General features: G+C 64.9%; 24 protein-coding genes. 13 read left to right on the plus strand and 11 right to left on the minus strand.

Annotation, left to right across the window (positions count from 1 at the left end):
- Window positions 1-112: 112 nt before the first annotated feature.
- Both DK366_RS15140 and DK366_RS15145 read left to right on the plus strand, forming a co-directional pair.
- Window positions 113-1,393, plus strand: a complete 1,281-nt coding sequence (locus DK366_RS15140; RefSeq protein WP_109126394.1) for an MFS transporter — start codon at window positions 113-115, stop codon at window positions 1,391-1,393.
- A gap of 70 nt (window positions 1,394-1,463) precedes the next feature.
- A complete protein-coding gene (locus tag DK366_RS15145; protein WP_109126395.1) occupies window positions 1,464-1,655 on the plus strand; it encodes a hypothetical protein in 192 nt (63 codons plus the stop codon).
- 46 nt (window positions 1,656-1,701) lie between these two features.
- Here the strand turns inward: DK366_RS15145 and DK366_RS15150 are convergent, their stop codons facing one another.
- The 6 genes from DK366_RS15150 to DK366_RS15175 all read right to left on the minus strand — a co-directional run bounded on the left by DK366_RS15150 (window position 1,702) and on the right by DK366_RS15175 (window position 7,251).
- Complete coding sequence (locus DK366_RS15150) at window positions 1,702-2,364, minus strand: DUF2894 domain-containing protein (protein WP_109126396.1); 663 nt, start codon at window positions 2,362-2,364, stop codon at window positions 1,702-1,704.
- On the minus strand, window positions 2,357-3,004 hold the full coding sequence (locus DK366_RS15155) for an OmpA family protein (RefSeq protein ID WP_109126397.1): 648 nt from the start codon (window positions 3,002-3,004) through the stop codon (window positions 2,357-2,359). Before DK366_RS15155 ends, DK366_RS15150 begins: the two co-directional genes overlap by 8 nt.
- Entirely contained in the window at window positions 3,001-5,355 is a 2,355-nt protein-coding gene (locus tag DK366_RS15160; RefSeq protein ID WP_109126398.1) for a DUF802 domain-containing protein, read from the minus strand. Before DK366_RS15160 ends, DK366_RS15155 begins: the two co-directional genes overlap by 4 nt.
- Before the next feature lie 10 nt (window positions 5,356-5,365).
- Window positions 5,366-6,010, minus strand: a complete 645-nt coding sequence (locus tag DK366_RS15165; protein ID WP_109126399.1) for a DUF3348 domain-containing protein — start codon at window positions 6,008-6,010, stop codon at window positions 5,366-5,368.
- A gap of 90 nt (window positions 6,011-6,100) precedes the next feature.
- Window positions 6,101-6,877 (minus strand): helix-turn-helix transcriptional regulator, encoded by a 777-nt coding sequence (locus DK366_RS15170; protein WP_109126400.1) that lies wholly within the window; start codon window positions 6,875-6,877, stop codon window positions 6,101-6,103.
- A complete protein-coding gene (locus DK366_RS15175; RefSeq protein ID WP_109126401.1) occupies window positions 6,874-7,251 on the minus strand; it encodes a VOC family protein in 378 nt (125 codons plus the stop codon). Before DK366_RS15175 ends, DK366_RS15170 begins: the two co-directional genes overlap by 4 nt.
- A 437-nt stretch (window positions 7,252-7,688) precedes the next feature.
- Here DK366_RS15175 and DK366_RS15180 point away from each other — a divergent pair, with 437 nt between their 5' ends.
- The 4 genes from DK366_RS15180 (at window position 7,689) to DK366_RS15195 (ending at window position 12,168) form a co-directional block, all read left to right on the plus strand.
- Window positions 7,689-9,650 carry a M61 family metallopeptidase gene (locus DK366_RS15180; protein ID WP_109126402.1) on the plus strand — a complete coding sequence of 654 codons (1,962 nt, stop codon included), beginning with the start codon at window positions 7,689-7,691 and terminating at the stop codon, window positions 9,648-9,650.
- Between the two features lie 152 nt (window positions 9,651-9,802).
- Window positions 9,803-10,819, plus strand: a complete 1,017-nt coding sequence (locus DK366_RS15185; protein WP_198651574.1) for a PD40 domain-containing protein — start codon at window positions 9,803-9,805, stop codon at window positions 10,817-10,819.
- Between the two features lie 45 nt (window positions 10,820-10,864).
- Window positions 10,865-11,251, plus strand: coding sequence for a hypothetical protein (locus tag DK366_RS15190; protein WP_109126404.1), 387 nt, complete (start codon window positions 10,865-10,867; stop codon window positions 11,249-11,251).
- Window positions 11,252-11,325: 74 nt separating this feature from the next.
- Entirely contained in the window at window positions 11,326-12,168 is an 843-nt protein-coding gene (locus tag DK366_RS15195; protein WP_109126405.1) for an SAM-dependent methyltransferase, read from the plus strand.
- A 39-nt stretch (window positions 12,169-12,207) separates the two neighbouring features.
- Here the strand turns inward: DK366_RS15195 and DK366_RS15200 are convergent, their stop codons facing one another.
- A complete protein-coding gene (locus DK366_RS15200; RefSeq protein ID WP_109126406.1) occupies window positions 12,208-13,095 on the minus strand; it encodes an SDR family oxidoreductase in 888 nt (295 codons plus the stop codon).
- Between the two features lie 81 nt (window positions 13,096-13,176).
- Between DK366_RS15200 and DK366_RS15205 the strand changes: the two genes are divergently transcribed.
- Both DK366_RS15205 and DK366_RS15210 read left to right on the plus strand, forming a co-directional pair.
- On the plus strand, window positions 13,177-14,016 hold the full coding sequence (locus DK366_RS15205; protein ID WP_232821066.1) for a helix-turn-helix transcriptional regulator: 840 nt from the start codon (window positions 13,177-13,179) through the stop codon (window positions 14,014-14,016).
- A gap of 11 nt (window positions 14,017-14,027) precedes the next feature.
- On the plus strand, window positions 14,028-14,432 hold the full coding sequence (locus DK366_RS15210) for a GFA family protein (protein ID WP_109126408.1): 405 nt from the start codon (window positions 14,028-14,030) through the stop codon (window positions 14,430-14,432).
- Window positions 14,433-14,441: 9 nt separating this feature from the next.
- Here DK366_RS15210 and DK366_RS15215 read toward each other — a convergent pair whose 3' ends face one another.
- Entirely contained in the window at window positions 14,442-15,155 is a 714-nt protein-coding gene (locus DK366_RS15215; RefSeq protein ID WP_109126409.1) for an SDR family oxidoreductase, read from the minus strand.
- 16 nt (window positions 15,156-15,171) lie between these two features.
- Window positions 15,172-15,720 (minus strand): ester cyclase, encoded by a 549-nt coding sequence (locus DK366_RS15220; RefSeq protein WP_109126410.1) that lies wholly within the window; start codon window positions 15,718-15,720, stop codon window positions 15,172-15,174.
- Window positions 15,721-16,043: 323 nt separating this feature from the next.
- Here DK366_RS15220 and DK366_RS15225 point away from each other — a divergent pair, with 323 nt between their 5' ends.
- Together DK366_RS15225 and DK366_RS15230 are read left to right on the plus strand one after the other, a co-directional pair.
- Window positions 16,044-16,505, plus strand: a complete 462-nt coding sequence (locus tag DK366_RS15225; RefSeq protein ID WP_109126411.1) for an Hsp20 family protein — start codon at window positions 16,044-16,046, stop codon at window positions 16,503-16,505.
- A gap of 126 nt (window positions 16,506-16,631) precedes the next feature.
- Window positions 16,632-17,177, plus strand: coding sequence for a lipocalin family protein (locus tag DK366_RS15230; protein WP_109126412.1), 546 nt, complete (start codon window positions 16,632-16,634; stop codon window positions 17,175-17,177).
- Between the two features lie 9 nt (window positions 17,178-17,186).
- Here DK366_RS15230 and DK366_RS15235 read toward each other — a convergent pair whose 3' ends face one another.
- Window positions 17,187-17,624, minus strand: coding sequence for a MarR family transcriptional regulator (locus tag DK366_RS15235; RefSeq protein WP_157956569.1), 438 nt, complete (start codon window positions 17,622-17,624; stop codon window positions 17,187-17,189).
- A gap of 127 nt (window positions 17,625-17,751) precedes the next feature.
- Here DK366_RS15235 and DK366_RS15240 point away from each other — a divergent pair, with 127 nt between their 5' ends.
- Both DK366_RS15240 and DK366_RS15245 read left to right on the plus strand, forming a co-directional pair.
- The gene (locus DK366_RS15240) at window positions 17,752-18,504 is read left to right on the plus strand and encodes a siderophore-interacting protein (protein ID WP_198651575.1); all 753 of its coding nucleotides are present in this window, start codon (window positions 17,752-17,754) and stop codon (window positions 18,502-18,504) included.
- A gap of 119 nt (window positions 18,505-18,623) precedes the next feature.
- Window positions 18,624-20,096: a DUF2252 domain-containing protein gene (locus DK366_RS15245; protein ID WP_232821067.1), complete on the plus strand. Its 1,473-nt coding sequence runs from the start codon at window positions 18,624-18,626 to the stop codon at window positions 20,094-20,096.
- Here DK366_RS15245 and DK366_RS15250 read toward each other — a convergent pair.
- On the minus strand, window positions 20,093-21,118 hold the full coding sequence (locus DK366_RS15250) for a hypothetical protein (RefSeq protein ID WP_109126415.1): 1,026 nt from the start codon (window positions 21,116-21,118) through the stop codon (window positions 20,093-20,095). The genes DK366_RS15245 and DK366_RS15250 overlap by 4 nt on opposite strands.
- Window positions 21,119-21,371: 253 nt before the next feature.
- On the opposite strand from DK366_RS15250, the gene DK366_RS15255 reads away from it, so the two are divergent.
- Window positions 21,372-22,421 carry a glycerophosphodiester phosphodiesterase gene (locus DK366_RS15255; protein WP_198651580.1) on the plus strand — a complete coding sequence of 350 codons (1,050 nt, stop codon included), beginning with the start codon at window positions 21,372-21,374 and terminating at the stop codon, window positions 22,419-22,421.
- Window positions 22,422-22,935: the final 514 nt, after the last annotated feature.

Below are 22,935 nucleotides of genomic sequence, written 5' to 3' on the forward strand. Positions count from 1 at the left end.
GGGGCCGCGTTCCCCGGTTGGAAGGCGTGCCACGCATGGCCCGATGGCTTGTGCCGGTATGGAGCGCGCAAGCGCCGCCGGACTGATGACGACGCTGGATGGAGGGTGGCCGATGAAGCGCGCAGGGCAGGGCGGAACCATTTCACGGGCCTCCATGGTGATCGCCGCGCTCTCCACCATCGTGGAGTGGTACGACTTCACGCTGTACCTGTACGTGGCCACCGTGCTGTCGCGCGTGTTCTTTGGCGGCGGCGCGCATTCGCTGCTCGAAACCCTCGCAGGCTTTGCGATTTCCTATGCCATGCGTCCCCTGGGTGCGCTGGTGTTCGGCGTCATCGGCGACAAGCTGGGCCGCCGCCACACGCTGTTGTTGTCGATGGGGTTGATGACATTGGCGATGCTGGTGACGGCGTTGCTTCCCGACTACCAGCGCGTGGGTGCGACGGCCGGCTATCTGCTGCTGCTCATGCGATGCGTCATGGCTTTCTCGGGCGGCGGCGAATACACGGGTGTGGTTGCGTATCTGCTGGAAGGTGCCGAGCAAAGTCACCGTGGCTTGATAACGTCGCTGGCATCGGCCGCCAGCGAAATCGGTGCACTGCTCGCCGTGGGCGTGGCAGCGCTGACAGTGGGTCTGATGAGTCGCGAAAGCCTGGACGCGTGGGGCTGGCGCATTCCCTTCTTCGTGGGCGCAGCCCTGGCGGGCAGCATCTGGGTCGCGCGCTCCGCCATGCAGGAGTCCCCGGACTTCGAACGCCAGCGTGCGCGCGGCACGGTGCCCAAGTCGCCCGTGCGCGACACGCTGCGTCTTCATCGCGCGGCGGTGCTGCGCACGTTTGCCATTTCCGCGCTCGGCTCCATCACGTACTACGTGGGCATTACCTACGTGCCCACCTTCCTCAGCACCACCGGCACGCAAAGCGAAGACCGCTCGCTGATGTTGTCGACGGTGGCCGCCGTGGCAGTGATTCTGGTGACGCCGTGGGTGGGCAATCTGTCCGATCGCGTGGGGCGCAAACCGGTGCTGGCGGTGCTCGCCCTGCTGTGCGCGGCGTTGCCGCTGGCCATGTTCGCGTGGATGGCCCACGGCTCGACCTTGCAGATCATGGTTGCCACCGTGGTGCTTGCGTGCGTGGCCGGTGGCGTCAGTGCCGTAGGCGCGCCCGCGACCGCCGAGCAGTTTCCCGGCGAAGGCCGCCTGAGTGGTCTTGCCCTGGGCACCACCATGGCCACCGCCATCTTCGGCGGGCTCACGCCCTTCATCGCCGAACTGCTGATCAAGACGACCGGCTGGTCGGCGGTGCCGGGCGCCATGATCGCGGTGATCGCGCTGGCCGTGCTGCCCGTGCTCCTCACCATGCCGGAAACCCGTCCTGTCACTTCGGTGCAATGACGGCGACATACCGTTTTGACGGCTAAACCGTGCAGGCCTGCAGGTCCGCCTCCATCACAGGGAAGAGCAGATGATCTACGTGGAAATTGCGTGCTTCGTCATCGGCGTCGTCGCACTGGTCATCGGCTATCGCCGTAACCAGCGCAATCTCTTGCTGGTGGCAGCCATCGTGTTGTTCCTGGCCGGTTCGGTGGGTGACTTTGCCGGTGGCTTCAAACAGGGCCTTCAGCAAGGCGCGAAGGTCGCCAGCCAGAATCGCTGAGCGTGCACTTGTCGATCCACCGGGTCAGAAGCCGATCGATCGACATTTAGCCATCCGATTCAGGGCGCCCTTCTGCCGGCGTATCGGCTGACGTAGCCGCGGCCTTTTTCTTCCGCGTGCGTTTGCGCGGCGCTGCCGCCGGCGCATCGTTGGTCAGTGTGGGCCCCGGCACGTTCATCTGTTCCAGCCACGACAGGTCGTCGACGTAGGCGAGGAAGTGTTGCAGGTAGCCGGGAGAGAGGTCGCGCATCAGGGACATCGAGCGATGCACGAGGGTGCCGGCATTGAGAGGGCCGGCATTCTCGGGCGAAGGTTGCATCGACTGCTGCAGCTGGCTCGCGGTACGAATGCCAGACCAGATCTGCTGGAACTCGTCGAGCGCGGGTAACGCCTCACGTGTGCCCGCGCGACCGTTGCCTTGCTGGGCGTGTCGGTTGATCTGATCGATCAGTGCGCTCAACGCGCTTCGCGATGGCTCGTCGTCCTGCGACGTGTCGTCCGGCAGCGCGGCCTTGTCGAGATCGCTGGCAAACGCTTCGATCAGGCCGCACAGCCTGTCTTCCAGCACACACCGCGCTTCGCCTTCGTGATGCGTCGCGCGTCGCGCCAGTGCTTCCATGAAATGAAAGCGCACGGTATTCATGCGATCGGCGCGTTGTTCGCGCCATGCATCGAGGGTCGCCTGGGCCTGGGCGAGACGATCAGTCATGCGCGACTGCGGCGGTGGCCGAAGGCTTGGGAATGGGTGCGATTTCCACGCGGCGATTTTTGGCGCGGCCTTCGTCGGTGTCGTTCGCGCTCACGGGTTGCTCTGCGCCGAACGCGGCTGCGAACACCGAAGAAGCGGGCACACCTTCGGCGACCAGCTCACGCGTAACGGTGAGTGCGCGCTGCGCCGACAGTTCCCAGTTGTCCGCGAAGTGGCGGTTACCGTCGCGTACCTGCTGATCGTCGGTGAAGCCGCTGATCATCAGGATCTCGTCGCGCGAATGCAGATAGTCGGTGAGAGGACCGGCCAGGCTCTTCAGCAGTTCGCGGCCTTCCGGCTGGAGCTGGTCGGAGTTGAGTGCGAACAGCACGTTGCCGCGAATGCCGATGCGACCGTTCACCAAGGTCACACGGCCGGCGGCGAGCGGTGCGGCAAGCGCCTGTTCCAGCGACTTGCGGCGCTGCGCCTCGGCCTGGTGCTGCTTCACTTCTTCGTCCAGCTGGTGCGACAGCTGGAGCTGCACACCAATGACGCCGACCAGGATCAACACGAAGGCGCCCAGCAGCACCGACATCAGGTCGCCGAAGGCGGCCCAGATGGGCGTGGCGGATTCGCCTTCGATCTCGATGTCGTCGGTCATGCCGTCTCGGTCCCGGCGGATGCGCGCTCAGCCAGTCGCTGCATGTCTTCGATGATCTGCTTCTGCGACAGCACGCTGAGGTCGACCACTTCCTTGGCTTGCGCCACGTAGTAGGCGAGTTGCTCGTCACTGCGGGACAGCGACTTGTCGAGTGCGCCGGCGATCAGCTCCAGGCGTTCCATCAATGCATCGTTGGACTGGCCGAACGACTGCACGGCAGCGCCGAAGGCATCGCCCAGGCTGGCCACTTCCACCGCGCTGCCGGTGATCTGCGCGGCCACGGTTTCGAGCTTGCCGGTTTCGCCTTCGATGTGATCGGTGAAGCGCGTGCCCACGCGGTCGAGCAGGTCCGCCGTGGTGGTGACCAGTGCATTGACGGCCGTGCGCTGTTCGGTGGACGCGTGGTTCACGGCGTCCAGCAAGGTTTCCAGCGTGGCGAGCAGGCGGCTGCGCTCTTCCAGCATGGCGGTGTCGCGCACCATGCTGTCGGAGAGTTTCTGGCGCAGTTCGGCCACGACATCGGCAGCGACCTTGGGTGCTTCGGAGGCAGCCTGCACGAGACTGGAAATCTCTGCGATGGTTTCGCTGGCGTGCGCCTGCGTCTGCGCGGTGATGTCGCGGGCGGTTTGCGCCAGCGTGTCGCAGATCGCCTGCTGGCGTTCGGCGGCCTGTTCGTTGACCTGGTCCCACTGCGCGTTGAGTGCGGTGGCCATGGTATCGAGCGTGCCGCTCCAGGCGGCGAGGCGCTGCTCATCGCGCGCGGCGAGTTCGTTGACCATGTCCACGGCCACCTTGGGCGCTTCCGAGGCGGCCTGCACGAGGCGCGAGATCTCGGTGATGGTGTCGCTGGCGTGGGCCTTGGTCTGGGCGCTGATGTCGTTGGCGGTCTGCGCCAGCGTGTCGAAGATGGCCTGCTGGCGCGTGGCGGTCTGTTCGCCGGCCTGCTCCCACTGCGCGTTGATGGCCGTGGCCATGGAGCCGAGCGAGTCGGTCCACGCGGCAAGGCGCTGCTGATCGCGCGATTCCAGTGCAGCCTGCAGGTCGGTGTGCGACTGCTGCACGCTGCCGACCAACGCTGCGGCATGTGCCTCGAACGTCGTCGTTGCGGTGGCGAGTGCCTGCTGGTTCTGCGACGCCATGCTGGCGTTGGCCGCCTCCTGCTTCGACAACGCGCCATTCCATGCATCGGTCACAGTGGACACCGTGGTGTCCAGGCGGGACGACACGCTTTCCACCAGACTTGTGGAGCGCTGGTCGAAAGACTCGGTGAAGCGATCCAGCGATGCGCGCAGATCCTGCGCCAGCGTTTCGTTGGTGTCGCGCTGTTCCGCCAGCGCCTTGTTCCAGATGTCAGCCACGTTCGTGGTGGTGGCTTCGAAGCCCGCGGACAAACCGTCCAGGTGGCGCTGCACGGCCTGCGTCACGGTGCCGTGCAACGAGGCGGTTTCGCTTGCCAGGCCTTGCATGGTGGCTTCCACCACCGGCTGCAGCGTGGCGCTGGCAGCGCGTGCGCTTTCGGTCACGCTTTCCTTCAGCGCCTTTTCCACCGACGCGGCCATGCGCGCGTAGGTGGCTTCGGTGCGGGCGTGGAACGATTCGTGGCTGGCCAGCTGGCGTTCGTACGTGGTCAGGCTGTGCTGCTCGATGGTGGTCATCATCGTCTGCAGTTGTTCGACCAGCGCGGGCATCAGTGCCGTCTGCTGTTGCAGCAGCTTGAACGATTCCTCGCGCTGGTATCCCTTCGAGTGCACACGCAGCGTGCTGGCGATCTTCGCGTCGAGTTGCTGCACGACATCAAGGCGCTCGCGACGGCACAGCGCGGAGAGCAGGCCCAGCATGGCGGAACTGGCCACGCCGGCGATGGAGGTGCCGAATGCAAAGCCCAGGCCCTTCACCGGTGCGGCCAGCGAGCCGCGCATGGCTTGCAGGTCGGTGGCGCTTTCCAGTGCCAGTCCGGTACCGCGCAGCGTTGCCATCATGCCCAGCAAGGTGCCCAGCATGCCCAGCAGCACGAGCAGGCCGACGAGGTAAGGCGTCAAGGTCGGTGCGGGCAGCGCCACGCGCTCGCCTTCCACGCGCATGCGCACGGCGTTGCGCAGCGACGGGTGCAGGCGGCCGAGCCATTCGCCCAGTGCCGAGGGTGCGTTGGCACTGTCCGCTACGGCATTCGCCAGCGTGGTAGTGGCCTGGCGGTAACGATGCAGTTCCAGCGCACCGGCAAGGTAGCCAGCGGCAATCAGCGCAGCAACGGCGACACCCAACGGGTTCGAGCCCATGTAGCCCACGCCGATCCAGCAGACGGCAACCAGGCCGACGAGGAACACACCGAGATTTAGAAGATTCCTGAACATGACTTCCCAATTAGCGGGTGCGAAGCGCTGCAAGCAGGCCTTCGACCGGTTGAAAACGAACATCCAGTTCCGCGAGCAACACGCTCTGCATGTCCCTGCGGAACGTTTCCAGCCAGGTGTCGTCCCCGGTCTGGCGCAGGCGTTCGAAATGGTTTTCCAGCAGCGTGGGCACCGAGGCCAGCAGCGTGTGTTCGCGAGGGCTCAGCACGCGTTCCATGGCGGCGTCCACATCGGCGAGCAAGGCGGAATCGTCACTGCGTTGGGCGAGCATGTCGCGCAATCGGCCCCGCCAGTGGCCGGTGGCCGATTGCATGCGTCGCTGCATGGTCTGGTAGCGCTGGCGGAACACGGCGTACTCGACGTCCGTGGCGACCGCGGATTCCGCGTCGGCGGTAATGGCGTCAACCAGTGCGGCACGGATGCGCGCGCACTCCTCTTCCTCGGCCGCTCCGAAGGCCGGCGCGCCGTTGTCCTGCGCCGAAGGCCGGCTGTCCAGCGCCGTGGACAGGGCAAGCGACTGCCGCCAGTCGAGCCATTGGCCCAACCGGTCCGGCAACGATTGGCTGGACGGCGCCACGTCGACGCCCGTCAGACGGGCGAGCAAGCGGATGAACGTGGGGCCGCGGACTGCCGTCCGGGAAGAGACCTGCACCATTCTGCTGGGTAAAAAACGACCATTTTACACGCGAATGGCAACAAGCCTGCGGCAGGAGCGCTCGGACAGGTCTGTGAGTTCCGCTACGGCTCAGGGCCCACCGTTTCCGCGCCGGCGCGTGCGGGCGCCGTAGCGGCCTGGCGACACCCCGAATTGCCTGGAAAACGCGGCACTGAAGGCGGCCGGGCTGAGGTAGCCGCAGTCCAGCGCCGCGGCTGCCACGCTGGCGCCGGTGGAAAGTAGCGTCACGGCATGGATGAGACGCGCCTTTTGCCGCCACGCTTCCAGGGTAAGACCGGTCTGGTCGGGAAACAGCCGCTGCAGGGTGCGCAGGCTGGCGCCCGCTTCGGCGGCCAGCTGGGCCAGGTCACGGCCATCATCCGGTGCCCGCAGCCAGCGGTCCGCCAGCCGCCGGGCGCGCGGGTCGGCGGGCAGGGGAAGCATCAGGTCTTCGGGGTGGGCGGCCATCAGCAGATCGAGCAGCAGGCCGGCAAGACGCTCGTGAGACGGCTGGCGAGAATCGAGCATGCCGATGGTCAGGATGTGCAGGATCAACTCACGCAGCAGCGGCGTCACTTCGATGACCCTCGGCGCATCGGGCAGGGGAGCCGCGCGCTTCCCGTCCAGGTAAAGCGTGCGCAGCGCCAGCTCGCCCTGCACGCGGATGCCGTGTCCGATGCCTGCCGGCATCCAGATCGCCCGCGTGCAGGGCACCAGCCACGACGCCTGGTCGGTCATCACCTGCATCACGCCCGACGACGCGAAGATCAGCTGGCCCCACGGATGCGCGTGCACGGGCAGTACCGTGCCGGCATGGAAGGTGGCGGCCAGCGTGCGGACGTCGAAACCGTCGCGGTTGTCGTTCAATCGAACACGCCCGGCTCGTATTGCATGGCACCGACCAGGTTGCCTTCGGTGTCTTCGAAGTAGATCAGCTCGCCGACGCCGTCGATGCGGTAGGGCGGCATCACGATGCGGCCGCCGCCCGCCTCGATGGCCGCGATGGGGGCCTTGAGGTCGGTCACGCCGAAGCTTGCCTCGTAGCCCGCCATGCGCACGCCGGGAACGATGTCGCGCCGGCCCTGCAGCGCCCCGAGCAGGCCGTTACCCGCGTTCTTCACCTGGTAGAAGTCCGGCGGGCCCCACGGATCAAAGCGCCAGCCGAACACGTGCTCGTAGAAGGTTTTCGCGCGGCCGACGTCGTCGGCGTTGATGGCGAAATGACGGAAGACGGCGGGCATGTCGCATCTCCGGAAGGTCGGTGGTGACGAGCATACGGTCCGGGCCGGTGGCGCGCATGCGCACAAACGCCAACAAGCTCCTCGCAGGCGCCAACCTAGGGAGGCTCTGATCTATTCCACATAGGCGTCACCGTTTCTGCCAAGGCGCAGATGGGTGGTGCGACGATGAAGGCAGGCTGGTTGCCTGTCGAATCGGAGCGGCGCACAGCTGCGCCTTGGCAGAAACGGCCCTCCGGGTGATCCCCAAAGTGCGGGCAGCGTGCGATCCGCGTCTTGCCCAGGCAGCCAGCCTGGGCTGCGTCACGCCTCGCACGCTGCCCGCACTCTGGGGGTCATGCCGCCTACGTGGAATAGATCAGAGCCTCCCTTGGGTGCTGGTGTTGCGCGGCGTCCATGGTTAAGTTGCCGCGTCATCCATTCGCTCGTCGGAGCCGTCCATGTCGCGTGTGTCTTCCGTCCTCTTCCCGCGCACGGCGGGTCGCAAGTTTTCGCGCCTCGCCATTGCCGTTGCGCTTGCCCTGGGGGCCGGCGTCGCCGTCGGTGCCGATCAGGTGCGCACCGACGATGTCCCGCCGCCACAGGACGTGAAGTACGACGGCACCGTGACCTTGCACGTGGACGCCAGCGACAGCACGCAGGGCATCTTCCGCGCGCACGAAACCATCCCCGTGAAAGCCGGCGCGTTGACCCTGCTGTATCCGCAGTGGATTCCCGGCGATCACTCGCCCACCGGTCCGATCAACATGCTGGCCGGCCTGAAGATCGCCGCCAACGGCAAGCCGCTGGCGTGGAAGCGCGACAAGTACAACGTGTTCGCCTTCCACGTGGACGTGCCGCAGGGCGTGACCTCGCTGGAGGTGGATTTCCAGTACCTCTCCGGCCGCACCGAAAGCGAAGGCTTCGACATCACCGACCGCATGATGGACATGGAGTGGAGCAAGGTGTCGCTCTATCCGGCGGGCTATTACACGCGTGGCATCACCTTTGCACCGAGCATGACCTTGCCCAAGGGCTGGCAGCTTGGCACCGCGCTGGAAACCGCCAGGCAGGCAGGCGACACCGTCACCTTCAAGCCGGTGACGTTCAACAACCTGGTCGACTCGCCCGTCTACGCCGGCCAGTACTTCAAGCGCGTGGATCTGAATCCGGGCGGCGATGCGCCGGTGCACCTGGACATCGTCGCCGACGCGCCGAAGTACCTTGAGATGAACGACGAACAGCTGAAGGTGCATCGCGCACTCGTCACGCAGGCGATAAAGCTGTTCGGCTCGCATCACTACGACCACTACGACTTCCTGTTCTCGCTGTCCGACCAGATGGGCGGCAACGGCACGGAACATCACCAGTCCAGCGAGGACGGCCTCGACGCCGACTACTTCACCGGCTGGAACGATGCAGCACCCGACCGCGACCTGCTGGCGCACGAATACGTGCATTCGTGGAACGGCAAGTTCCGTCGTCCGGATGATCTGTGGACGCCGAACTTCAACGTGCCGATGGGTGACTCGCTGCTGTGGGTGTACGAAGGGCAGACGCAGTACTGGGGTTACGTGCTCACGGCGCGCTCGGGCATCTGGTCGCCACAGCAGTTCCGCGACGCGCTGGCCATGACGGCAGCGAATTACGACCTCAATCGTCCGGGCTTCCAGTGGCGCACGATGGAAGACACCACCAACGATGCCACCATTGCGCGCCGTTCCAGCCTGCCGTACCGCAGCTGGCAGATGAGCGAGGAGTACTACAGCGCCGGCCAGATGATGTGGCTGGAAGTGGATGCCAAGCTGCGTTCGCTCACGCACGATTCGAAGTCGCTGGATGATTTCGCGCATGCATTCTTCGGCATGGACAACGGCAGCTACGTCACCCGGACGTACAACTTCGACGAGGTTGTTTCCACGCTCAATGGCGTAGCGCCTTACGATTGGGCCGCGTTCCTGCACGCGCACGTCGACGCGCTGAATCCGCCGCTGGAAAACGGCATTGCCGGCACCGGCTGGAAGCTGGTCTACACCGACAAGCCGAGCGACTTCGAGCAGCAGTACAACAGCCGCACGCAGCCGTCGCGTCACCTGTACAACTTCACCTGGTCCATCGGCCTGACCATGAACGACAAGGGAGCCGTGAATGACGTGCGCTGGAACGGTCCCGCCTTCAAGGCCGGCGTTACCACGGGTGCGGAGCTGGTGGCGGTGAATGGACAGGACTATTCCAAGGACGTGCTGACGGACGCCATTGCTGCCGCCAAGACCGGCAAGGCACCGATCCAGTTGCTGATGAAATACCAGGGCGGCTTCCGCCAGGTCTCCATCGACTACCACGGCGGCCTGCAGTATCCACACCTGGTGCGCGTGGAAGGCGCGCCGGACTATCTCAGCGAAATCATCGCGGCGAAGAAGTAAGCAGTAGCCTGCAGGTACCAGCGATGCGCGCTTCGGCCAGACGGTGGATACCCGTTGTCAGCCGCGGCGCGCATGCTTCAAGTGATCGGCCATCGATCGATGGCATTGCTTCGTCGGCGTGCTGCCGCGGTTGAGAAGGAGATCCCATGCGCATGTCGAAAACCCCGAAGGGATTGCGTCGGGCCATGCTCCCCCTCGCGATGATGTTCGGCTGCGTACATGCGCAGTCGCCAGGCACCGCAGCGATTCGCTTCGTGGCCGTGGACCCGGAAGGCGTGGATTACGGACCGCAGTTTTCCCCCGATAGCCAGCGGCTTATTTTCGATCGACGCGGATTGTTCGGCGGACGCTGGGAAACGTATGTCGTGGGCATCGATGGCGGCACGCCGCAGCCGTTCGCCAAGGACGAGATACCCGTGGCGCAGACGCGCACGCGCTGGTCGCATGCCCATGCCATTGCCTTCACCGGCATGCATCTCGACGGCACGGGCCATACGTGGGTGATGAATGACGACGGCACGCATGCGCATCTGGCGATTCCGACGTCGGATGCCATGAACTCGTTCTATCCGTCCTGGTATCCGGATGGGAAAGCGCTGCTGGAGATGAGCGGCGACGATCAGTCGCTGCGCAAGCTCGATCTGGCTTCAGGCACGGCCACGCCCCTGTCGATCAGGCCAGCCTTGTTCACCGGCATGGCCAGCGCATCGCCGGATGGCCGCTGGATCGTGGTGGCGGCGCAAGCCAACGCGGGGCAAAAGTACGATCAGACGAAGAACCAGATCTGGCTGATCTCCGCCAGCGGCGACGCGCATCCGCTGGAATCGAAAGCGGGTGAAGGCCGCGCGCCGACATGGTCGCCCGACGGCAGGCGTGTCCTGTTCGAGAGCAATCGAGCCAGTGCCAAACCGGAGATGTATGCGGTATTCGTGGCCGATGTCGACGGAAAGAACGTCCGGCGCCTGACGCCTTATGCGCTCAACGCGCAGCATCCCACCTGGTCGCCGGACGGCAAGTGGATCGCGTTTTCCGCGCGCCAATCGAAGAAGGCCGGCCTGTTCGCGCCAGGCATTGCCGTGATGCCCGCGCCGGGCTCCGGTGATGGCATGCCGCCGGATGCGCCGGATGTTCCTGAGCAAGTGCACTCGGCAGGCCAGCCATCGCAGTGACGCTGGCGGTGATTCGTACAACATGTTCCTTACGGAGATGACGTGATGAAGCATGGATCGTTCGTTTTCCTCGCAGGCTTGCTGTTACTTGTCGCAAACGCCAGCGCCAGTACGCCAGGGTTCGAGCAGGCGTACACCACCGCGAAAAGCGACGAGTTGTCGTTGCAAGGCCAGGATGCAAAAAACTTGCACGATGCCGAGAGCCAGGCCGTGTTGAACGCCGTGGTGGCATGCAAGCCGAACCATCCGGTGGGTGGGGCCCAGGTAACCTTCGTCATCGTCGCGCAACTGGATGAGGCGGGCGTGGCGGTGCGCACCTGGCGCGACGGCGATTCCGACATGGCCACATGTTTCGACCGCCATATATCGGGCACGCAGTTCTTCGTACCACCGCACGTCCCGTTCTACGTATTCATCGGCATGCACGCCTAGAAACCGCCGCGCGTGAGGCCAACGACGCAGACAGGCCTTAGAATGCACGCGCTGCTTTCTGGAGGTTTCCCGCTGTGTCGCATTATTCCGGTCCCCTGCTGACGCGCGCCCTGGGCGAAGCGTTGATCGCCGCGCGTGATGCCGGTCGCACCGAATGGTCGGGCTCGCTGGACCTGGAGCGCTCCACCGGAAGCATCTCGTTGTCCGCCGATCACTGGCAGTTTCAGTCGCAGCGATATCCGTACCCTTCGCGACTGAAGGACCGCACGATCTACTATTGGGATGGCGAGGATTTCTCCTCGGTATCCACGTTTTCGCAGTCGTTGATCAAGCTGGTGCCCACGGAATGGGGCGCGCCCACATTCGAGATCGACGGCATCAAGATGCTGCCCACGTCGAAGGAGTCGCCTTTCGAAGACGCGCGCCGCAAGGTGGCGCTCATCGAGCCGCGCGGCAAGGTGGTGCTCGATACCTGCGGTGGCCTGGGTTATTTCGCCGCGTGTTGTCTGGAGGCCGGCGTCGAACGCATCCATTCGTTCGAAAAGAACGCCGACGTGCTATGGCTGCGCACGCTCAATGCGTGGTCGCCCGATCCGGAGGCACCGTCCAGTGGTGGTCGTCTGCAACTGACGCATGCCGACGTATCGGAAGCGATCGCACAGATCGGCGACGCGTCGATGGACGCGGCGCTGCACGATCCGCCGCGTTTCGGCATTGCCGGCGAGCTCTATTCGCAGGTGTTCTACGACCATCTCGCACGCGTGCTGCGGCGTGGTGGCCGTTTGTTCCACTACACCGGCAGCCCCAACAAGCTCACCAGTGATCGCGATGTGCCACGCGAAGTGGCCAGGCGACTGGAAAAGGCGGGCTTCAAGGCGGAGCTTGCGCTGGACGGCGTGCTCGCCATCAAGCGCTGAGCAAGGCGCCACGCCGCATGGCGGCATGGCGCTACGCGGTCATGCGCTGAAGTAGTGCCCTTCGTCGAGGTCGGCCAGCAGCGTGGCGTGGTCCGGTTGCCACGCCAGTTGTTCACGCGTCTTGCGGCTGGAGGCAAGGTTGTCCATCTGCGTGAAATGGGCCAGCCAGCCAAAATGCCCGGCGGCTTCCTCGGGCGTCTTGCTGACGACGGGGAGACTCAGGTGACGGCCGATGGCGGTGGCGATGTCGCGGAAGCTCACGCCTTCCTCGGCGACGGCGTGATAGCGCACACCGCCGACACCTTTCTCGATCGCCAGGCGATAAAGATGCGCCGCATCCAGCCGGTGCACGGCCGGCCAGTGATTGCTGCCGCTGCCAATGTAGGCAGACACGCCTTTCTCGCGCGCCAGCTGGATCAGCATGGGCACAAAGCCATGATCCCCTTTGCCGTGCACGGTGGGCGGCAGGCGCACGATGGAAGCGCGCACGCCGCGCGCGGCCAGCGCTTCGGTTTCCCGTTCGGACACCACGCGCGGAAAACTGGAGGCATTGGCGTCGTCTTCCGTCGCAAGGCGACCGGAAGCCAGCAGGCCGGTGCCCGACGTGACGAGCAGCGGACGATCCGTGCCTGCCAGCGCGTCGCCCAGCGCGCCGATAACACGCTGCTCCACCGCGCAGCTGGCCTCGAAGTTCGCGAAGTCGTGGATGAAGGCGGTGTGGATCACACCATCGGCTTGTGATGCACCGCGTTGCAGGCTGTCGAGATCTTCCAGCGAACCGCGATGCACCTCGGCGCCGGTGGCAGCGAGTGCCTGGGCGGACGCATCGGAGCGTACGAGGCCAAGCACCTGGTGTCCCGCCTTCAGCAGGTCCTGGACGATGGCGGAGCCCACGAAGCCCGTGGCGCCGGTAACAAAGACACGCATGATAAAGTTCCTGAGTGAATCAACCGAACCTGATGATCGACGCAGGGCGCACTGGCGATGAAGCCGTGACGTTATACCGGTATGGCGACTGACAGGCTGAGCATGGCAAGCAGCGACAACCCGTTGGGGATCTTCCTCAAGGATCGTCGCGCGCGTCTTGATCCGGCGACGTACGGTTTCAGTCCGTCGCGACGTCGCACGCCGGGCCTGCGACGTGAAGAAGTGGCGCAGCGCGCCAACGTCAGCGCCACCTGGTACACCTGGCTGGAACAGGGGCGCGGCGGTTCGCCGTCTGCCGATGTACTTGAGCGTCTGGCGCGTGCGCTGGAACTCAGCGCCGTGGAGCGCGAACACCTGTTCCTGCTGGCGCAGCATCGTCCTCCGGAAGTGCGCTATCTCACGCCGGGCGGCGTGACGCCGCGGTTGCAGCGTGTACTGGATGCGATGACGTACAGCCCCGCCTTCGTACGCACGGTGCGTTGGGATATCGTGGGTTGGAACCACGCCGCGACGAAGGTGCTCGGCGACTACGCCGCGTTGCCTCCCGAGCGCCGCAATTCGCTGCGGCTGATCTTCGGCGATCCGGCCATCCGTGAACGCATGACTGAATGGGAAAGCGATGCACGCGCCATGGTGGCCACGTTTCGCGCGGAGATGGCGCGCGTGGGTGCATCGAAAGACGTCGAAGCGTTTGTCGCCGAGATGTGCGAACTGAGTGACGAGTTCGCCGCCATGTGGTGCGATCACGATGTGCGTCGACAAGGCGAGGGCACCAAGCACATGCGCCATCCGCGCGTGGGTGCCATCGCGCTCGATTATTCCGTGTTCGCCGTCGATGACGCACCCGGACTCAGCATGGTGGTCTACAGTCCTGCGACGCCGGACGATGCGGAGCGCGTGCGCCAACTGGTGGACAACTGACGGAGCGTGGCATGGCCAGCAGAACGGCTTCCTGTTACTGCGGACAGTTGCGGATTGAAGTGCAGGGCGAACCGCTGGGCGTGGGTGTGTGCCACTGCCTGGCTTGCCAGCAACGCACCGGCAGCGTGTTCGCCGCGCTGGCGGGCTACGGCGCCCCCTTCAAGGTCACGGGCGAGGCGACGGAATTCGTACGCACCGGCGATCACGGGTCGTCATTTCGCTTTCGTTTCTGCCCTGTCTGCGGCAGCACGGTGTTCCACACGGAAGAAGGCGTGGACGGCCGCGTTTCAGTGGCAGTCGGCGCATTCGCCGACCCCGCGTTTCCGCCACCCCAGGATTCGGTCTACGAATGCCGTCGGCATACCTGGGTAACGCTGCCCGATGACGTCACGCGCTACGACACCGATCCGCCTTGACGCGCGCCATCAGGCGATGGCACCGCCACCGTCGATGAGTACGGTCGATCCCGTCGCAAACGGCGTGCCGGCCAGATAGAGAATGGCATTGGCAACGTCTTCGGGCGCGCCCATTCGGCGTGCGGGAAGACGTTCGGCGGCAGCGCGGAACATGTTCTCGCGCGCTTCTTCCTTCATGCCCGACCACAGCGGTGTTTCGATAAGGCCGGGCGATACGGTGTTGACGCGTACCGGAGCGAATTCCAGCGCGAGGCCACGCGCCAGCGCTTCGAGCGCGGCATTGATTGCGCCCTGGAGCACCGAACTGGCGGAGGGGCGCACGCTGAGAAAGCCGGAGACGAAGGTGAGTGATCCTCCATCGCGAATCTTCGCCACCCGCGCGACGCGATAAGCACCCCAGAACTTGCTTTCCATCGCCGCACGCGCGTCGTGCAGCGCCAGTGCGCGAATCGGGCCGCCCGGGGTCTTTGCCGCGGAGATCACCACGTGATCGAAGGTTTCCGCACTCGCGAAATACGTGTCCACGGCGGCTTCGTTGGTGGTGTCGAGCACGGCGGTGCGCACATTGCCACCGATGTTGCGCGCGGCGGCGTCGAGGCGCTCGGCATTGCGCGATGCGATGGTGACCTTGGCGCCGGCGTCGGCAAATGCTCGAGCCGTGGCTTCGCCAATGCCCGAACTGCCGCCCACCACGAGCACGGATTGCTGGCTGAAAGACGTCATGTGCTTCTTCTCTCCGTCAGTTCTTGATGGCGCCCAGCTGCTTGAGCAGCGTGAGGTTGTCTTCCAGGTGCCAGTTCTCGACAATCTTTCCGTCGGTGACCCGATAGATATCGGTGGCGATGAAATCGATGGCCTGGCCCTTGCCCTGCACACCGTTGAAACTTCCGGTGAAGTGGCCGGCAAAGTGCAGGTGCGATACCACGCGGTCACCGACGACGAGCATCTGTTGCACGTCGCAGGTCAGGTCGGGCACGGCCTGGCGGAAGGTCCTGGAGGCCTGCAACGGGCCTTCCGGACCCTGCGCGCGGCCGGGTGGTGGCGTGCGGTCGATGAACTCGGGCGACAGCGCGGCCTTCGCCAGCGATTCGTCACCGGTGTTCCAGAAGGTGTCGTAGCGCTGTGCCGCAAGCTGGTTGGCGCTGGCGACAGCCTTGGGCAGGCTGTGGTCCACGATCAGGGTGCCGGGCTTGACCAGTGCGGCGTCTGCCGCGTTCGCGGCAATAAAAGGCGAGGCGGCAAGGGCAGCGACGAGCAGCGTGGCGATCGGGGGCTTGCGACGAGTCATGGGCGCTCTCCGGTGAGTGGCGCCAAGGTACCGGTGCGTGCGTGACGAAAGAATGGGCGTGGCCGGCATAGCTTCCTTTCCCAAGACGAAAGGATGGCCTGGACAGGTCGGTGCCACTTTCTCCCCCCCCGGCCGGATGTGCCTTGGGGCAATCCGTTCCGTTTCAAGGTGCCATGCTGTCGATATGGACGTCTAAACGAACGATGAAGGTCGCGCCTTGAATCGCCTGTCGCGAGCCACACCTTTGCCGGACCGGTCGCTTCGGGGCCGGTGCGCCAGCGCGTCGCGCGGCGTCTATCTATTGCTCTTTGGAGAATATGGTTATGCGTACTGTTCTGGATTTTTCGCCGCTGCATCGTTCCAGCATCGGCTTCGACCGCGTGTTCGACCTGCTTGACGCCGCCGCACGCACGCAGCCCACCGACAACTGGCCTCCGTTCGACTCCGTGAAGCTGAGCGAAGACAAGTACCGCATCACCATGGCGGTGGCGGGCTTCAGCCGCGAGGACGTCAACATCACCGTGCAGGCGAACATGCTTACCGTCACCGGTGAGCGCAAGGGTGAGCAGGAAGGCGAAGTGCTGCACCGTGGTATTGCCAACCGCCCCTTCAGCCGCCGCTTCGAACTGGCCGAGCACGTGCAGGTGACGGGTGCGCGCATGGAAAACGGTTTGCTGGTGATCGACCTCAAGCGCGAAATTCCCGAAGCGTACAAGTTGCGCCGCATCGAGATCGGCGACGTCGCCGCGCCGTCGGTGCCGCATATCCAGGATCAGGCCGCGTAATCGCCTCACGGTATTTCTGCCGTAGTGGTATCCGGAGGGTGACGAATCCGTCACCCTCTTTTTTCATGCCCGTGACCTGCGTCGGTCACACTGGCACGCGAACGGCATCGATACGCGGAGTGCTGCATGCGACGAGGCAAGGCAAGCTGGTTGGCGATGGGGTTGGCCGTGGCCATGCCTGTGGCGCACGCGCAGGAAACGCTGCCCAACGAACCGGTGAAACAGCTCGATCTGAAGCGCTATCTTGGCGAATGGCATGAGATAGCCCACCTGCCGATGTTCTTCCAGCGTCAGTGCGTGGACAGCATCACAGCGACGTACACCGCGATGCCCGATGGGCAGGTGCACGTACACAACGCATGTCGTACGCAGGAGGGCGGACACGATGCCGCCGATGGCGTGGCGCGTACGACCGAAAAGGCGGGCGCGCTACAGGTGCGTTTTGCGCCCGCGTGGCTGAGCTGGTTACCGTGGGTATGGGCGGACTACTGGGTGCTCGATGTAGACCCCGACTATCGCTGGGCGGTCGTGGGCAGTCCGAGTCGGCGTTACCTGTGGGTGCTGTCGCGCGATGCGGAGATGCAGCGCGCACAGTTCGAGGCCTTGCGTCATCGGGCGTCGCTGCGGGGCTACCCCGTGGAACGGCTGGTGATGTCGGCGCCGCTCAACTGATGCGAGTGCTCAATCGTCGGCCCGATCGCGCACGCGATCCATCAACTCACGCAGCTGCTTCTGTTCCTCCGCGCTCAGCACGCCAAACAGCTGCTCTACCGCCTGGCGTTTGGGGCCTTGCACCTCATCGAGCTTGGTCTGGCCCTGCGGCGTGATGCTGACCAGCTGCGCGCGGCGATCCGTCGGGTGCGGCGTGCGCGCGATCCAGCCGTTCTCCTCCAGGGCATCCAGCGCGGTGGTCACCGTGCGTGGCGCGTAACCCATGTGCGTGGCGATGTCGCTGGGCCGGCAGGGCGCCAGCCGCGCGACCAGCGCCAGCAGCTTCGATTGGGACAGCGACAGGCCGGCGGCCGTCATGGCGGCATCCACGCGCTTGCGCACCAGGTGATGCAGGGCGAGGAAAGCGTCGGCCAGTTCGATGGTGGTTGACTTGCGGCTGCTGGTCATGGAAAAGTATTGAGCAGGCTCACTATGAGTTTCATCCAGTATACCGGTGCGGCACGGCCGCTGCCAGCGAGGTTCCCCCATGTCCCCCGTTTCCCTTGAAGTCCGGCGCGTCCGGCATCCCCTGAAAATGCGCGAATTGACCGTGAAGCGCCTGGCGCAGGTCTCGCCGCGCCTGCTCCGCGTCACCTTTACCGGCGACCTGGCGGATTTCGTCTCCGCCTCGTTCGACGACCACGTGAAGCTTTTCTTCCCAGTCGATGGCGAGGCGCGCCCCTCGCTGCCCACGGTGACCGAGCAGGGCATCGCCTTCGATCCTGAGCGCCCGCGTCCTGCCAGCCGCGACTACACCCCGCGCAGCTATCGCCCCGAAGCCAATGAGCTGGACATCGAATTCGTGCTGCATGGCGAAGGTCCGGCGGTGTCGTGGGCGCGTGCCGCTCGCGTGGGCGATGTGCTGGGACAGGGCGGCCCGCGCGGTTCGGCGATCCTTCCCGAAGGCTTGGACTGGTACCTGCTCGCAGGTGACGAAACCGCGCTGCCCGCCATGGCACGCCGGCTGGAAGAGGCGGCAGCGGGTGAACGCATCATCGCGTTGATCGAGGTGGAGAGCGCCGATGCCAGGGTCGAGATTGCCACGAGTGCGCAGGCCAGCATCACCTGGTTGTGCCGGCAGGCCGGGGATGCAGGTTTGCCGGAAGCCGTCGCCAGCCTGTCGCTGCCTGAGGGCGAAGGGATTGTCTGGGCCGCCGGCGAATACGCCCGCATTCGCCAGGTCCGCCAGCGCTTGATTGATGTTCACGGCCTGGACCGGCAGCGCATCAAGACGTCCAGCTACTGGAAGCAAGGTGAAGTGGCGAGCCACGAAACGCTCACCGACTGAACCGGGTCAGGCGCGGGCCCCTCCGGCACGTTAGGTAGTTTTTCTATTCCACTTTGGGGGCGGCGGGCGTCAACTGAAGCGCTCACGCCAAGTCATGCCATGCCCCCGAGGTGGAACCCATGCCGACGACGATGGTTGAAGATCGCACCCCCAAGGTCACCCGCAAGCCTTCCAAGACCGACAAGGTGGTCGGCCACGCCCATGCCACGCATCAGGAAGGGCCGCTCACGCAGGCTACGCTGCTGAAGAGCCTCGCGGATCGCCAGGCACTGGCGAAAGAGATTCGCGACAAGGTGCCACGCAAGAACCTTGGCGGATGGAAGGCACCGAAGAACCGTTTCGATCCCGTCGAGGTGCTGATCGAGACGTCCAAGGGGCGTGTGGAAACGCTGCTGCCGATCCGCTACGGCCGCATGATGGCTTCGCCCTTCGCGTTCTACCGTGGCGCGGCGGCCATCATGGCGGGCGATCTCGCCACCACGGCGAGCACGGGCATCCACCTGCAGAGCTGCGGCGATTGCCATCTGGTGAATTTCGGCGGTTTCGCCACGCCCGAACGCAGCCTAGTGTTCGACATCAACGATTTCGACGAAACCACCATCGGGCCCTGGGAATGGGATCTCAAGCGCCTGTGCGCAAGCCTGGTGGTGGCATCGCGCGCCAACGGCTTCAGCAGCGACGACGCCAAGGACATCGCCTGGGAGGCTGCCGATGCTTACCGGATGCACGTGGCGCAGTACGCCGACATGCCGCTGCTGGAGGCGTGGTACGACCACATCGACCTGCAGGACGTCATCGATCGCATGCGCGACGAGGAGATGAAGAAACTTGCCACCAAGACCGTGCGCAAGGCCGTGGAGCACACCGCGCACACGAAGGAATTCATCAAGCTCACGGTGGCCGGCGGTTCGCCACCGCGCATCCAGGACGAACCGCCGCTGATTTATCACGACGAGGACATCCTCAGTCGCGTGCCGCTGGCGGAGCGCCAGAAGTCGTTTGACGACTACCGCGAATCCCTGTCACCCGAACGGCGCGTGCTGCTCGATCGCTTCGACATCGTGGACGCGGCGGTGAAGGTGGTGGGCGTGGGCAGCGTGGGCACGTATTGCGGCATCCTGCTGATGGTGTCGGGCAATGGCGATCCGCTCTTTCTCCAGTTCAAGGAAGCGCGCCAATCGGTGATCGATCCCTTCATCGGGCGCAATCCTTACAAGCACAACGGCCAGCGCGTAGTGATCGGTCAGCGCCTGATGCAGTCAGCCAGCGACATGTTCCTGGGCTGGACGCAGGGGCCGAAGCGTCACTTCTATGTGCGCCAGTTGCGCGACGCCAAGATTTCGCCACAGGTTGAGGTGATGCGCGTGCCCAACCTGCGTCGCTACGGCCGGCTGTGCGCGCGTGCGCTTGCCCGGGCGCACGTGCGATCGGGTGATGCCGTATTGCTGTCGGCCTATCTCGGCAAGAGCGATGCTTTTGCCGATGCCATCACCTCGTTCTCCGTGGCGTATGCCGACCAGAACGAGCGTGACCACGAAGCGCTGGTGAAAGCGGTGCGCGCGGGGCGCGTGGACGCCACCACCCTCAGCTAAGGCGACGGCGGCGCAGCCTGTTCCAGCTGCGCCGCCAGTGCCATGCTTCGTGGTGCGGCCAGGCCGCCGTAACGGTGGTCGATGGATTCGAGCAAAGTCCGTGCTTGGTCCGCGTGCCCCGTCTTGAGCGCGGCATCGGCCTCGTCCAGTTGCTGGTTCATCGCATCGACCACATGTGCGCGGCATGCGGCCAGCCTGGCGGCATCGGGCGCATGGTGCGTTTCCAGCGACGTCAGTGCGCGATCCAGCGATGCCGGGTCCGCCAGATCGTGGCCTGTGCGAGGCATGGCGCGACGATCCACATCCTCGATGCACCAGTCGCGCAGCGATTGCAGGCTGCGTCGATCGGCATCCTGGCGCGCCGGGTCGTCGGCACCCGTCAGATAGACCAGGCGCGTGCCAGCCTGGAACGCCTGCAGCAATGCCGAGGGCGGCAGCGGAATCGTGTCGCCGATGGTGTCGCTGCCCGCATCGAGCAACGCACCGCGGAACAGGTCCGCGTAGCCCAGTGCGAGCCGCAATGCCACGCGCGACCCGCCGGAAAAGCCGCCGATATACACACGTTGCGGATTCACGGGGTAACGCGCCATCACATTGATCGCGCCCAGCAGCGATACCGGATCGCGACGATCCAGCACGTTGGCGTCGTTGCCGATGCCTGCCGCCGTGACGAGGATCATGCCGTGGCGATCGAGCACCGGCGCCCAGCCCGGTGGCAGTCTGGCGTCGTTCCACGGCGGCACGAACACCAGCAGCGCATAGCCTCCGGGCGGCGCATTCGCAGGTACGTAAAGCACAAAATGTTCGCGCGACGGATCGACGGGTTGATCGGCAAGGGCGACGCCATGGGCCGATGCCTGCTGCTGCAGGCGTCGCGCATTCAGCGGCGTGACCAGGCGTCGTGCAAGTTCGGCACTGCCCGAGAGCGGGCTGACCTGGGTAAACGTCACCCCGTCCAGCATGCCGGTGGGCGCGTCCTTCGCCGTCGCGGCAATGGCAAGCCACGCAAGGGATACCGCCATGAGGACACGCCAGCGCATGGCGGCAGGCTAGCACCACGGCTTGGCCGTGCGGGGGAGGGCAACCTCGGCTGCACATCACGGCGTCCCTTGGCTGGCATCGCCGTTGCGGCCACCATGGCGCGATGTCAATGAAACGACATGCGTTGCCGTCACGATGCGCGGATCATCGCGTCGCAACGACGCGTCGGGCAAACGCAAAGGAGTCGTCGTGGGTCGTTTATGCTGGATCATCCTGATGGCGGGCGCACTGGTCATGACTGCCGACATTCACGCTAACGAAGCGCCGCTGGCGAAAAAGGTGCTGGTGATCGGTCATCGCGGTGCGAGCGCGCTGCGGCCGGAACACACGCTGGCGTCCTACGGGAAAGCCATCGCCGATGGCGCGGACTTTATCGAGCCGGACCTGGTGATGACGCGCGATGGCGTGCCGGTGGCGCGCCACGAGAACGAGATCAGCGGTACTACCGACGTGGCCCGGCATCCCGAGTTCGCGTCGCGCAAAACCACCAAGACCGTCGACGGCGAAAAAGTCACCGGCTGGTTCACCGAAGATTTCACGCTGGACGAATTGAAGACGTTGCGGGCGCGCGAACGTTTGCCGCAGTACCGCAGCACGCAATACGACGGCCAGTTCCAGATTCCCACGCTGGACGAAATCATCGATTTCGTGGCGACCGAATCGGCCACGCAGGGTCGCGTGATCGGCATCATTCCCGAGATCAAGCACGGCACGTATTTCCAGAAGGCCGGCCTGCCGATGGAAGACCGCGTGCTCGCCATTCTTGCCGCGCATGCGTATACGCGCACGGCGCCGGTGGAAATCCAGTCGTTCGAGATCGCCAACCTGCGGTATCTGCGCGGCAAGCTTGGCAAGGATCACCCGAACATCCGCCTGCTGCAGTTGCTCGGTGATGCGAACGAAGAGCCTTACGACACCGTTGCTGCCGGCAAGAAACTCACTTTCGCGCAGATGATGACGCCTGCCGGTTTGCGGGACATTGCCACGTATGCGGATGCGATCGGGCCGAGCATTCGTTCGATCATTCCGCTGGCGGCGGATGGCACGCTGGGCAAACCCACCGCACTGGCGCATGACGCGCACGCGGCGAAGCTGGAACTTCACCCTTATACGTTCCGGCCGGAGAACTTCTTCCAGGCGAAGAATTTCTGGAAGGGGAGCGACCCGAAGACGTTCAACGAAGCGGGTTCGATCGCGGAGATCCGGGCGTATCTGGATGCGGGGGTGGATGCGTTTTTTACGGATGATCCGGCGATTGGGCGCAAGGCTTTGGATGGGCGGTGAGTCGCTTGGTGTTGGGTTGAGTGGCGCGCAGGTGGCCTGTTGAAACGACCGCCCTGCTTTTTCTCCCTCTCCCCGCCGGGGAGAGGGGGGGGAGGGGTGCGTGCTCACGATAACGCTCCTATCCCGCACCGCCATCCTCGAAGACGCCCCTTCCCCCACCGTCATCCTCGCGATGACGTCTCTATCCCTCACCGTCATTCCCGCGAAGGCGGGAATCCAGTGACTTTGCTTTTGACTTTGTCGCTCGATTGAAGCCTCTCCGCAACCTGGCTCGCCTGCCGCGGGCTTCCGACCTCCTGCCGGAGGCCGGGTCACTTTCTCTTGCTTGCCCAAGAGAAAGTAACCAAAGAGAAGGGCACCCCGGATGACGCGCCTTCCGTCCGTTGGACGGAAGGTTCGCGTGCGGGCTACGGGGTTTGTCGACAGGGCTTCCTGCCCTGACGACAAACTGGCTCGCATCCATGCTAGCCACCCTGCGGGCTGATCCTCCACTCGCACGCCGCTGCCATACGGG

The organism is Dyella sp. C11, from assembly GCF_003121485.1.
GTDB lineage: Bacteria > Pseudomonadota > Gammaproteobacteria > Xanthomonadales > Rhodanobacteraceae > Dyella.

Excerpts from the sequence above, each read along its gene's own strand:
- DK366_RS15140 (WP_109126394.1), top strand. The coding sequence starts at position 113 with ATGAAGCGCGCAGGGCAGGGCGGAACCATTTCACGGGCCTCCATGGTG.
- DK366_RS15145 (WP_109126395.1), top strand. The coding sequence starts at position 1,464 with ATGATCTACGTGGAAATTGCGTGCTTCGTCATCGGCGTCGTCGCACTG.
- DK366_RS15150 (WP_109126396.1), bottom strand. The coding sequence starts at position 2,364 with ATGACTGATCGTCTCGCCCAGGCCCAGGCGACCCTCGATGCATGGCGC.
- DK366_RS15155 (WP_109126397.1), bottom strand. The coding sequence starts at position 3,004 with ATGACCGACGACATCGAGATCGAAGGCGAATCCGCCACGCCCATCTGG.
- DK366_RS15160 (WP_109126398.1), bottom strand. The coding sequence starts at position 5,355 with ATGTTCAGGAATCTTCTAAATCTCGGTGTGTTCCTCGTCGGCCTGGTT.
- DK366_RS15165 (WP_109126399.1), bottom strand. The coding sequence starts at position 6,010 with ATGGTGCAGGTCTCTTCCCGGACGGCAGTCCGCGGCCCCACGTTCATC.
- DK366_RS15175 (WP_109126401.1), bottom strand. The coding sequence starts at position 7,251 with ATGCCCGCCGTCTTCCGTCATTTCGCCATCAACGCCGACGACGTCGGC.
- DK366_RS15180 (WP_109126402.1), top strand. The coding sequence starts at position 7,689 with ATGTCGCGTGTGTCTTCCGTCCTCTTCCCGCGCACGGCGGGTCGCAAG.
- DK366_RS15185 (WP_198651574.1), top strand. The coding sequence starts at position 9,803 with ATGTCGAAAACCCCGAAGGGATTGCGTCGGGCCATGCTCCCCCTCGCG.
- DK366_RS15190 (WP_109126404.1), top strand. The coding sequence starts at position 10,865 with ATGAAGCATGGATCGTTCGTTTTCCTCGCAGGCTTGCTGTTACTTGTC.
- DK366_RS15200 (WP_109126406.1), bottom strand. The coding sequence starts at position 13,095 with ATGCGTGTCTTTGTTACCGGCGCCACGGGCTTCGTGGGCTCCGCCATC.
- DK366_RS15205 (WP_232821066.1), top strand. The coding sequence starts at position 13,177 with ATGGCGACTGACAGGCTGAGCATGGCAAGCAGCGACAACCCGTTGGGG.
- DK366_RS15210 (WP_109126408.1), top strand. The coding sequence starts at position 14,028 with ATGGCCAGCAGAACGGCTTCCTGTTACTGCGGACAGTTGCGGATTGAA.
- DK366_RS15215 (WP_109126409.1), bottom strand. The coding sequence starts at position 15,155 with ATGACGTCTTTCAGCCAGCAATCCGTGCTCGTGGTGGGCGGCAGTTCG.
- DK366_RS15220 (WP_109126410.1), bottom strand. The coding sequence starts at position 15,720 with ATGACTCGTCGCAAGCCCCCGATCGCCACGCTGCTCGTCGCTGCCCTT.
- DK366_RS15225 (WP_109126411.1), top strand. The coding sequence starts at position 16,044 with ATGCGTACTGTTCTGGATTTTTCGCCGCTGCATCGTTCCAGCATCGGC.
- DK366_RS15230 (WP_109126412.1), top strand. The coding sequence starts at position 16,632 with ATGCGACGAGGCAAGGCAAGCTGGTTGGCGATGGGGTTGGCCGTGGCC.
- DK366_RS15235 (WP_157956569.1), bottom strand. The coding sequence starts at position 17,624 with ATGACCAGCAGCCGCAAGTCAACCACCATCGAACTGGCCGACGCTTTC.
- DK366_RS15240 (WP_198651575.1), top strand. The coding sequence starts at position 17,752 with ATGCGCGAATTGACCGTGAAGCGCCTGGCGCAGGTCTCGCCGCGCCTG.
- DK366_RS15245 (WP_232821067.1), top strand. The coding sequence starts at position 18,624 with ATGCCGACGACGATGGTTGAAGATCGCACCCCCAAGGTCACCCGCAAG.
- DK366_RS15250 (WP_109126415.1), bottom strand. The coding sequence starts at position 21,118 with ATGGCGGTATCCCTTGCGTGGCTTGCCATTGCCGCGACGGCGAAGGAC.
- DK366_RS15255 (WP_198651580.1), top strand. The coding sequence starts at position 21,372 with ATGACTGCCGACATTCACGCTAACGAAGCGCCGCTGGCGAAAAAGGTG.